This is a genomic window from Flavobacterium sp. FG139 (genome assembly GCF_057809695.1).
This window is the reverse complement of the sequence record NZ_JBMDKL010000016.1, coordinates 29,833-41,495: the sequence shown is the minus strand read 5'-3', so window position 1 is coordinate 41,495 and position 11,663 is coordinate 29,833. Positions and strand designations below refer to the sequence as shown.

The 11,663-nt window shown below is 34.3% G+C and carries 8 protein-coding genes; 4 read left to right on the top strand and 4 right to left on the bottom strand.

Annotated features, from left to right (window positions below):
* The first annotated feature begins 25 nt into the window (after positions 1–25).
* Both ACODSI_RS13030 and bioD read left to right on the top strand, forming a co-directional pair.
* A complete protein-coding gene (locus tag ACODSI_RS13030) occupies positions 26–427 on the top strand; it encodes a GxxExxY protein (protein ID WP_488917295.1) in 402 nt (133 codons plus the stop codon).
* 37 nt (positions 428–464) lie between these two features.
* A complete protein-coding gene (gene bioD, locus ACODSI_RS13025) occupies positions 465–1,082 on the top strand; it encodes a dethiobiotin synthase (protein WP_488917294.1) in 618 nt (205 codons plus the stop codon).
* A 51-nt stretch (positions 1,083–1,133) separates the two neighbouring features.
* On the opposite strand, the gene ACODSI_RS13020 is transcribed toward bioD, so the two are convergent.
* Together ACODSI_RS13020 and ACODSI_RS13015 are read right to left on the bottom strand one after the other, a co-directional pair.
* Complete coding sequence (locus ACODSI_RS13020) at positions 1,134–2,561, bottom strand: hypothetical protein (protein WP_488917293.1); 1,428 nt, start codon at positions 2,559–2,561, stop codon at positions 1,134–1,136.
* Positions 2,562–2,587: 26 nt separating this feature from the next.
* Positions 2,588–3,784, bottom strand: a complete 1,197-nt coding sequence (locus tag ACODSI_RS13015) for a hypothetical protein (protein WP_488917292.1) — start codon at positions 3,782–3,784, stop codon at positions 2,588–2,590.
* 144 nt (positions 3,785–3,928) lie between these two features.
* Between ACODSI_RS13015 and bioA the strand changes: the two genes are divergently transcribed.
* The gene (bioA, locus tag ACODSI_RS13010) at positions 3,929–5,200 is read left to right on the top strand and encodes an adenosylmethionine--8-amino-7-oxononanoate transaminase (RefSeq protein WP_488917291.1); all 1,272 of its coding nucleotides are present in this window, start codon (positions 3,929–3,931) and stop codon (positions 5,198–5,200) included.
* Positions 5,201–5,291: 91 nt separating this feature from the next.
* A complete protein-coding gene (locus ACODSI_RS13005) occupies positions 5,292–6,446 on the top strand; it encodes a beta-ketoacyl synthase N-terminal-like domain-containing protein (RefSeq protein WP_488917290.1) in 1,155 nt (384 codons plus the stop codon).
* A gap of 56 nt (positions 6,447–6,502) precedes the next feature.
* On the opposite strand, the gene ACODSI_RS13000 is transcribed toward ACODSI_RS13005, so the two are convergent.
* Positions 6,503–10,597, bottom strand: a complete 4,095-nt coding sequence (locus ACODSI_RS13000) for a beta strand repeat-containing protein (protein ID WP_488917289.1) — start codon at positions 10,595–10,597, stop codon at positions 6,503–6,505.
* Positions 10,598–11,072: 475 nt separating this feature from the next.
* Entirely contained in the window at positions 11,073–11,549 is a 477-nt protein-coding gene (locus tag ACODSI_RS12995; RefSeq protein WP_488917288.1) for a regulatory protein RecX, read from the bottom strand.
* Positions 11,550–11,663: the final 114 nt, after the last annotated feature.

Genomic DNA, 11,663 nt, shown 5'->3' with positions numbered 1-11,663 from the left:
AAACGAATTTTACAGATATACACAGATGACAACATTATTACACAAGCCTATTACAGATGCTATTTTAAAAGTTTATTACGAAGTTTATAATCATCTTGGTTATGGCTTTCTCGAAAAAGTTTATCAAAATGCAATGTATTTTGAGTTAAAATCTTTAGGATTTAAAGTTGAAGCTCAAAAGAAAATAAATGTTCATTTTAAGGAGCAACTTGTTGGGGAATATTATTCAGATTTATTTGTAGAAGATAAGGTAATTGTTGAGTTGAAGGCTTGTGAACTGTTAATGAATGTGCATGTAGCTCAACTAATGAATTATTTAAAAGCAACACCCATAGAAGTTGGATTACTTTTAAATTTTGGTGATGAGCCCGAATTTAAAAGAATGATTTACACAAATAATAGAAAAATTAATTTAAAAAATCAGTGATAATTCGTTCAATCCGTTTTATCTGTGGCACAACACCATGAAACTATTCATCACAGGCATTGGCACCGATGTGGGTAAAACCATTACTTCAGCCATAGTAACTCAAGCGCTTAAAGCCGATTATTGGAAACCCATTCAAGCTGGCGATTTAGATAATTCAGATAGCCATAAAATCCAGCGGTATATTTCTAACCAAACGACTGTTGTTCACGAGAATAGTTATAAACTAAACACGCCGGCAAGTCCACATTTGGCAGCAGAAATAGACGGAATAACAATCAACTTAAACCAAATCATCGAACCCAAAACCAAGAATCATTTGGTGATTGAAGGCGCTGGCGGAATTTTAGTTCCGTTAAACGAAACCGATTGCATTATTGATTTGATTCAAAACGACTATAAAGTAATTGTTGTTTCGCGTCACTATTTGGGAAGCATCAATCATACTTTATTAACTTGTGAAGCATTGAAAAGCAGAAATATTCCTGTTGGTGGAATCATCTTTTCTGGCGATGAAAATCCAGCTTCCGAAGCTATTATTCTCGCAAAAACAGGCGCAACATTTATTGGACGAATTGATAATGAACCTTATTTTGATCAAAATGTAATTCAGTATTATGCTGATCAGTTTCGAGAAAATTTAATGAAGTTATAAAAAAAAACACCGCTAAATTCTAGCGGTGTTTTTTTATTTTGAAATGACTCGTTATTGCGGCAGAGGCATACTCACAAAATACATTTTGTCTGCACCATACATTCTAGTGAAAAGTAATTTGTTACTGTCATTAAAATAGGCAACCAGTTGGTTTACAATTTTATACGAATAATCGCTATTGAAATTATAGTTCAATCCAACAGAGGTGATGGCAAGTTTATTGTTTGGATCTATTTTATTAAATCCATAATAATAACTACTATTTTTATAATACAAACCGGTGTTTAAAAAATAATTTCCTTTGATGTTTAACAATCCAAAGGAATGATAAAAATCGGCTTCGGTATCATTATTTATAGGAAGTTTGATGTTTTGCTTCAATTCTCCTTCCAATGAAAACACTAATAAGTTAGCTGGACCGTAATTGAATTTTGGATCCGTAAAGGTAGAATTTGGAAAGGTAACACTTGGTTTGGTTCCCGATTGGAATTTACCTTCAACAAACAAATGGATTTCATTGTTCTGAATAAAAACATTTCTAAAATTAACTTCTTTAATGTCTTTGGTCATGTTGAAATCGTCAATATTGTTATTTTTCAGCATTTTTCCTTGAGTCAAATCGTAGAACATAATACTTCCAAAATCACCTCTTCTAATCCCTTTGTTATGATAATTAACAGCAATTAAATAGTCTTGTGTTCCAATAGAAATTGCTAAAGGGCGGTATACTTTCGTGTTTTCTTCAAAAGTTTTCATTTCTTGACCTTGTCCGTCAATAACCGAAAGGTAGTTGGTTTCTTTATAACTTCTAGGGTTTCTTAAAAAGATGATTTTCCCAGAATTGGTCGTAATCCCATCTGTAGTATAAAATTCATCGGTAAACGACACTGTTTTTTTCCAAACAACATCCAGAGTTTTGGCGTTTAACAACGTACAATCACTTTCTTCTGGCTCTTTTTTAGTATTGTATTTTTGATATACAATGCCAAAAAATTGGTTGTTTTCTGATTTTGAAATCGAAAAATTACCCGATTTACTCAATGATACAATAGGATAAGAAGCAATTACCGTTGCAGTAAATTTACCTGTAGTTTTGTCAAATACATATTGGTACAATTCGGTTTTACTGGTTTTGTTAGAATACGAATTGATGAATGCTACAAACTTATCATTACTCAATTCAAACCCACCCAAGTAATTGTGTAAGGTAAACATATTGATGGCAAAATCTTGAGAATAGGTGTTCACCAATTGGTTTTTCTGGTCAAATTTTCGTAAAATAATGTGGTGATCGGCCAACATTCCATCACGATTGGTAACCGTAAATAAGTAATGGTTGTAATTGTCTTTCAAAACCAATTGTGGGTCTTGTTCATATTTGCTGTCAAAGTCAAATTTATCTCCAACAACCACCGGATTTTGTGCCGATGCTGTTGCAAATAACAGTATAAAGAATAGGCTAACTAATTTAAGTTTCATCGTATGATTTTTTAGTTTAAAAACTATTATTTGGTTTTGTAAATCTGATTTTCAATTTGTTTCAATTCATTTTCTTCATCATAAGACAACTTCATGTAAATCATGTTTTCTTGCATTTCATTCAAATACTTTTCAGCATCCGCTTTATTGTTTAAAGCCAAGCTCAAGCGCATTAAATTGAAGTACACCATTTGTGCAATTTTAGCATTGAAATCCGATTTTTTGTCTTTGTAATCAATTTTGGTCAAGGTGCTTTTCCAAATGTCAACTCCTTTTTGCATACCTGTCATGGCAGATGCAGTAATAGCAGGATTTTCTGGATTCATCTTTCTTAAATTGGTAGAAACATAGATGTCTGCTTTTTCTAAATCGTCGTATTTTCCACCTTTGTTTTTCACGCTCAACAGTCTAACTGAAGTTTTCAATAATTGGTAACCAAAATTGTCATTCAAATATTGGTTTACTGTTGCGATAACGTCGTTTAAGAAGTTTTTTTCGGTTAATGGTTTATTGATGTTGTTACTTGGTGAAGAAGAAACAAACTTAAATTCTTGAAAAAAAGTAGTGTTTACTTTTTCAACACCATTCACTTTTACAATCAATTTGGTAGGTTGGTTGGCAAAAGTTTGTCCGGCATTATCTTGAAATTTTAATTTTTGGATGTCTAAGCTCACATCAATATAATTTCCTTCACGAACAAATCCGTTGATATTTACTTGCGTAGCCAAAACACTGTTATTTACAATGATGTAATCGTTCAAGTTTGGATCGCGGTACACTGGTTTTGCTGGTTTGTAATATACGGGTTTAGTTGGAGTAACTAGTTTTGGGTTTTTCCCTTGATCAGTCATGGTTAAACGCTCCAACATGGATAGTTTTTTGAACTCAGCCGATTCTAGTTCAAATTTTGCTTTAGCATTGGCTACTTCAACATCGTAATCGCTTAATTTTTTTTGAAATTCAACTTCGCTATTTGCGACCGTTTTGTCGTAATTTTTTAGCTCTTCGTCAAAATCTTTTTTAGATTGTGCAATTACGTCGTCAGCGGTTAAATTATAAGGAGAAGTCACCGTTACTTTAAATTGTCGGTGTGATTCTTCTGTTGGATTTTTTGGGGATTTTAAAATTTGGTATTCAACATTTTCAGCCGAAATATTTTGCGCTACAGAGGCATTGCCAATCAATAACACAAAAAATGTTAAAAAAGAGTAACTTAATTTCATAAAGTATTTGTTTTTAAATTTTTACAAATATATCAATAAATTTAACGTCTAATAATAATCCTTAAATTATATAAGTAAGATTATTATGCGTTAATTTTGCAACATCAAAAAATGAATGCTTTCAATTTAAAAATAGTATTTAAAATGAACCTTTCCGAAAGAGATTTACTTTGCAATTGGCATCCGTATACCCAACATAAAACAGCGCAATTTCACCCAGCTATTGTCAAAGGAAAAGACGCTTTGCTTTGGGATGAAAATGGTAAAGAATACATCGATGCTATAGCGTCGTGGTGGGTTAATCCGTATGGGCATTCCAATCAAGTCATTGCCAATGCCATTTACAAGCAATTAACTACACTTGAACACGTACTTTTTGGCGGTTTCACCCATGATAAAGCAGTTTTACTTTCTGAAAAACTGATGGAAATCTTGCCTTCCAATCAAAAGAAAGTCTTTTATTCGGATAATGGGTCTACCGCTGTTGAAGTGGCTATTAAAGGTGCTTTACAATATTTTTATAATAAAGGCGCAAAGCGAACTAAAATTATTGCTTTTGAAGATGCTTTTCATGGCGACACTTTTGGCGCTATGGCAGCAAGTGGAATTTCGTTTTACACCGAAGCCTTTCGCGATTCGTTGCTCGAAGTGGTTCGCGTGCCTATTCCAACTGCTGGGAATGAAGCAAACGCATTAGCAACGTTAGAACAATTGGTTGCTACCAACGAACATGCTGCGTTTATTTTTGAACCGCTCGTTTTAGGCGCAGCTGGAATGGTGATGTATGCTCCAGAAATATTAGATCAAATGATTGCTGTTTGCAATGCCAATGGCGTTTTTACTATTGCTGACGAAGTGATGACAGGTTTTGGTAAAACAGGAAAAACATTTGCAACTGATTATTTAGTGAATAAACCCGATATGATGTGCTTGTCGAAAGCGCTGACTGGCGGAGCTATTCCGATGGCGATTACCACTTTTTGTCAGGAAATTTACGATGGTTTTTACGACGATGATGTCAATAAAGCATTGTTTCACGGGCATACCTTTACGGCTAATCCAACCGGTTGTGCAGCGGCTTTAGCCAGTATCGATTTGTTGCAAACGGATGCCATGCAAGCTAATATTGTTCGCGTACACCAATCGCATTTGGAATTTGAAACCAAAATCAAAAATCATTCTAAAGTAAAAACGACTCGTGTACTCGGAGTGATATTTGCCCTAGAAATCAAAACCAATTCGGAAGAAAGTTATTACGGAACGATGCGCAATAAACTGTACAATTTCTTTATTGAAAACGGAATCATTTTGCGTCCAGTCGGAAACATTGTCTATATTTTGCCACCTTATGTAATGACGAATGAACAGTTACAAAAAGTGTATCAAACTATTGAAAATGTTTTGGAAATAGTTTAAATATAAAACCCAAAATCATTGCGAATTTTGCAAAAAACTTTGCGAACTTTGCGGTTGAATAAACTAGATTGCTTCGTGCCTCTCAATGACAATGAAACAAAAGATTGCCATAACTTCTATATCTTCCATATCGCCTTTAGGGAATTCACCTGAAGCGGTTTGGCACAACTATCTTTCTAATAAAACATTAATTTCTTCCAAAGAATTTAATGGGCAAAGTCAGTTTGTGGCAACTATTCCAGACGCATTAAGACAAGAAATAGAAGCACTACGAAAATCGGACATCAAATACAAAGCTTTAGATGAAACCGTTTTAATGGCTATTTTAGTGTCGCGTCAGGCCATAGAAAATGCCGATTGGAACAAAGGTGACGCCTTCGGAATCAACATTGGTTCGTCTCGAGGTGCGACACAATTATTCGAAAAACACCATCAAGAATTTCTAGAAACGGGTAAAACGGCAACTTTAACCTCGCCAACCACCACTTTAGGAAATATTTCATCATGGGTAGCACACGATTTGAAAAATAACGGTCCCGAAATATCACATTCGATAACCTGTTCTACCGCTTTACATGCCGTGTTGAATGCTGTAGCTTGGTTGCAATCGGGAATGGCAACGAAGTTTTTAGTTGGTGGAAGTGAAGCCCCATTAACTGCTTTTACATTGGCACAAATGCAGGCCTTAAAAATTTATGCTAAAGAGCCATCAGCCTATCCTTGCCGTGCGTTTGATTTTACCAAAACCAAAAATTCTATGGTGCTTGGTGAAGCGGCTTCAGTAGCTTGTTTGGAATTGGGAGAGCCTAAAAATGCTCTAGCCTACATTGAGGGAATGGGTTATGCTACTGATGATATTGAGCACAATATTTCCATTTCGGAAGAAGCCAATTGTTTTCAAAAATCCATGAAAATGGCATTGCAAAATATCAATTTGGAAGAAGTCGATACTATTGTGATGCACGCACCAGGAACGTTAAAAGGCGATTCATCAGAATACAAAGCGATTCAGAAAGTTTTTGGAGAAAACGTTCCTATGTTAACTACCAATAAGTGGAAAGTCGGTCACACCTTTGGCGCATCGGGTATGTTAAATATGGAAATGGCTATTATGATGCTGCAACACCAACAATTTATTCAAGTGCCATTTGCTGAAAAGCAGCCTCTAAGAAAAACTATTCGTAAAGTACTAATTAATGCCGTTGGATTTGGTGGAAACGCGGTAAGCATAGTGCTTTCTAAATAAAAAAACCATCAAAATATAAGGTCATTTTGATGGTTTTGGTATCTTGTTTATTTAGATTAGTTTATTAAAACTTTTTTTGTAATTACTACACTGTTATCTAAAGTTACTTTCACAATTAGCATTTGAGATGTTAAATTTAAATCGGAAGAATTAAATTCGTTAGCATCAATCTTGTTTTTAAAATAGATAGATTTTCCTAAAACGTCAAATACTTCAACAGTACTTATAGTTTCATTTCCGCTTTTTACAGCTATATGTTTGTCCTTTTTAATGATTTGAATAGTGTTTTCATCAAAAGCATAGTTGTTATTTGCTAAAGCACCATTAAGATAGTGCAGTTCAAAACGGTCGTTAATTGTTCCTGCCGTAGCCATATTGAAGGTAAAACTTTGCGTTTTCATATCATAATAAGTATTGGTAGTTTTATCCAACAAATAAATATTCTCATTGTTAAATAAGCCATCAAAATTTTCGATGCCAATAGTAAAATCGCCAGTTATAGTAGTAGAAAAACCTAAAGGAACAACATCTGTATTGTTAAATGGTAATGCTCTACCTTGTATAGCTAAGTTAGTGTTATTTAAAATAGAATAAATAGAAACTACATTTCCAGCAGGTAATGTTCTACCATCGTATAAATTATCTTGTTCGTCAGTAGCACCAGTTATGTATCCTACCAATGTTTCATCATAAGCGCCTCCAGCATTAGTTACGTGTAACCAAACCCTGTTTTTTTCAATTGGATTTACTACAACAGGGTCAGTTTGCGGACTGTTAATTATTACAGATCCATTTTTAAAGAATTGATTATTACTTCCTGCAACTCGCATACTATTTTTAAAGGTAGCTTGATAGTTACCATTTGCTAAAGATGGGTTAGCTTCAATAAAGAATCCTTGACCGGCAGCTACTTTTCCAGTAGGAGTTATGCCTCCAGAAACAGCCGCTGAAGCAGTTTTTACACCACCAGTAATATTGTATTTAGCGTAGTCATCACGTGTATAATTGTATATTGCTGTTCCAGCAATTGTGTTAGAAATAGCAGTATTGTGCGTCCATAAATAAATGGTTCCGTTCACAATACTTGTATTTGTGCTATCTAATAGAAATTTGTCTATATCAATCGCAGAAGGATACGGATTTCCAATTAAATTATATGTTGTTCCTGATACTTTAACAATGGGAGCACTAATAACACCATTATTTGGAATACCATTAAAAGTATTATGAAGTACTTGTGTAGTGGCATAATTTAAATTATTAGGAGCTCGTGCAATATATCCTTTGCCAATAGTCATTGTTGTTGAAGCGCTTTCTGCAGCCCAATTCGCTATATTTGGGTTATAAGAATAATAGATTGATGGGCTTGCCAATTGACTTAAAGTTTGACCAACAAGAGGAGAAGACCAATATGTGTAGTCGTATTGTTTTAAAGGTGTAGTATTTCTTTTATAGGTTATACTTCCAGAATTTGTGGCTGTGTCGTCTATTTGAACTAAACTTCCAGTGTCTTCAATAACAATATTGGCCGTTGCTGCTACTGTGATGTCTTTTTGAACAATCAATGTAGTATTTGCAGGAACTGAGACTATTGTTGTGTTGGTAACCTGACAAGAGCACACGTTTAAATTACCAGACAACGTTAGATTACTAGATATGATTACTGGAGTTGTTGCAGTTGGAGTTCCGTTCCAACTTCCGTTATACGTTATTGCTGTTGGAACAATTATTCCAATCGGAATAGTGTATGCAACGCTACAACTACCATTTTGTACTACTGCTCTAAAATATCTTGTTGCAGATAATGAGCCTATTTGAGCACTTGTTAAGGTTGTTGATGTTGAAGCAATATCGGTTACACCTGAAGTAAATGCATTGTCATTAGCATATTGCCATTTAATAACATTTCCAGTATTACCTGATAATACAATTGGACTTGCAGTTGTGTTTTTACAAATAGTTGTAGTACTAGTGGTCAAACTTCCTGCAACTGTAGGAGCACTAACAGTTACTAATTGTGTAACTCCAGATGTAATTGTGCCACAAAATGTATCTACTCTTCTCACCCAATACGTAGTGTCTGTTGTTGGACTTACAGAAATTGAAACTGCTGTTTGTCCGGAGATGGTGTTTGTTCCAACTACAGATCCAGTTCCCCATTGGTAACTACCAGTAGTGCCTAACGTTCCACCTGATGCAGTTAATGTTGTTGAAGAACCATTACAAATACCTGTAGTTCCAGTAATTGCTGTTGGATTTGTAGAAGCAATGTTTGTATCAACTAAACTCAAGCTCACATTTGCTAGTCCAGTATTTTCTTTAATTCGTATTTCAATTTCTGAATTTGAATCTAAAGCATAATTTCCAACAAGTAAATTACTATTTCCGCCACCATTCCATGTACCATTTGACCAAATAAGTGTTCCATTTAAATACAATTGAGCAGTATCATCCCAGTTTTGCATCAACAAATTATAGCTTCCACAAGGGAATCCTTTCCTTTTTGCTACAAATGTAAAGTTGTCTACAGGAACTGGACACCCTAACCATCCAGCAGAACTAGAAGGTGATGTGCTACTACTCCAGTTATTGGTTCCGTTTTGAGTGTCAAAACTTAATGTGTTTGAAGTATAATAACCAGCGTAAATAGCTGTTGCTAACGTGATGTCTCCAGTTGAATATCCGTAAGCATTCCATATGTTAGTTCCAGCTATTGTCGGAGTTCCAGGAGGTGTTGTAATATTTATTGTTGTTGTAACGCCAGAAGTATATAGTGTACAAGAAGGGTCGTAACGTCTAACCCAATACGTTGTAGTTGTAGTTGGGCTAACCGTGATAGAAACTCCTGTTTGGCCTGCAATAATATTTGAACCTACACTTGATCCAGTTCCCCATTGGTAAGTTGAACCTGATTGCGCCGTACCTCCAGTTGCAGTTAATGTTGTACTCGCTCCAGCACAGGCACTAGAACTAGCACCTGATATAGAAGTTGGTGCTGTAGAAGTGGCATTCACGTTTACTGTTGTAGTGGTGTGTCCGGTATTGGTATTACAAGGAGCAGGATCAATTCTCCTTACCCAATATCCCGTCATTGTTGTTGGGTTAACTGTTATGGAAGCGCCAGTAGCACCTGCTATAATATTTACACCAGCATTATAACCAGTTCCCCATTGATAGATAGCCCCAGTTCCCATTGTTCCACCTGAAGCGGTTAGTGTAGTACTGTTTCCGTTACAAATAGTTGTTGTGCCACTTATAGTTGATGGTTGTGTTGACGGTGTAGATACCGTAATTACTTGAGAAACACCACCAGTTGTTACATTACAAGGTGATCCATCCACTCTTCTAACCCAATAAGTTGTTGTTGTTGCCGGATTTATATAATAGGATGAATTGGTCGCACCAGCAATAATATTACTTCCAACAGTGCTTCCGGTTCCCCATTGATAGGTTGCGCCAGGGGCTTCATATCCGCCAGTTGCTGATAAAGTAGTTCCGCCGATTCCGTTACAAAGTGACGTTGTTCCGCTAATTCCGGTTGGTGCTGACGAAAAATTTGTACAAGCTGTGTAGGAAAATGAAACTTGTGAAATCCCGTATTTTTCATAATATTCCAATACAAAGTTAGTAGTACCACTCAAATACAACGTTGTTGAAGTTGCTGTCGCATAAGAGTGGTCAGACCAATTTCCTATAATAAAAGTTGAACCACCATCAATGCTTAAACGCATCCCATCATCACCACCAATAGTAAAAGTATAATATCCTGGTGTAAGGTTTTTTTGCATTTTGAAACGAATTCCAAATAAATCACTGTAAGTTCCACAAAGATTAGTCCCTGATAAAGAGCCATTTCCTAGGTTTAAATTAAATGTTTCCGATTGGTTGATATACCCTTTGTAGTTTAAAAATGCATTTGTTGGAGGATTTGACGTATCAGTATAAGAATACACATAACCAACCCAAGAATCTAAAGTATATGAAGTTTGATCTCCTTGAATAGGTGAGCATTGCCCATTTACAGGTTGTGTTAATCCCAAAAACAAAAAGCTTAACACTATCGTTTTTATTGTTTTGTTTTTTAAGCAATCAAGAGCATCTTTCCAAAGGGATTGATTTAGGTTTGAATTTGTGAATAACAAATTTTTCATATGAATTAGGTTTTTTTAATTCAAAAAGTTTAAATGTTTGACGGTATAAAATATCGACCAAATGTATAAAATATCCGATTAAATACACAATTTTGATTTTAATATACTTTTTTCTTACAATTAACTATTACGTTTTCGTTATATTTTTAATATTTTAAATAATTAAAAATCAACTACTTAATTTTATTTTAAAAATTACATTTTTGCATTTAATATTTATTATTTTTCTTACATTATTATATAAAAAAATAATTTATTTATATGCTTGCATAATAATTTCAGTGCGCAAAAGTAGGTCGCAAAAGAGGATGTTTAATAAAATTTTAGAAATACTCGTTGAGAAACCAAAAAAGGGTGTTTAAAGGTTGGTTTTCAGTTTGGAATTGGTTTCGTTATTACATTTTCAGTAAAAATAAAACGCCCATTTTGATAATGAATAACAATTATTTTTTCATCAAATGGAAATATTATGAAATTATAATGTTTCTAATTCTTTTACTTTTTCGTAAACTAAATCACTTTCCCAACCTTTGCGAAGAATATAATCGCAAAATTTCTTCCTCTTTTTTAAAAGGTTAGTTTCGGAAATGGTTTTCCAAAATTTTTCAGATAAAATAGTAAAGGTGTCGTAATATTCTTCAGAAGGAATTTCTTTGAGCGATTTTGTAATTAAATAATCTGAGATTTTTCGGGCTTTTAGTTCGTTTTTGATTCTGATTTTACCCCATTTTTTTTGGTGGAATTTACTAATGGTAAAAAGGGAGGCAAATCGTTCTTCATTCAAAAAATTATGCTCTATTAAATGCACCATTACTTGGTTTCTTTCGTTCTCGGAAAGGGTAAAACTGCGCAACTTTTCGTGTACTTCCACATGACATCGTTCTTGATACGCACAATAGTTTTCCAACTTATGTACAACTTCTTTTACAGAACTGATTGATTTAGAGTCCACAGCAATTATTTTTTGATCGAATTGTTAATAATTTAATAATACAAAAGTATTGAAATCCTGCAAATTAGCTGTAATTTTGTAGGCCCAAATCGAAGTAATTAATTTTAAAAACAT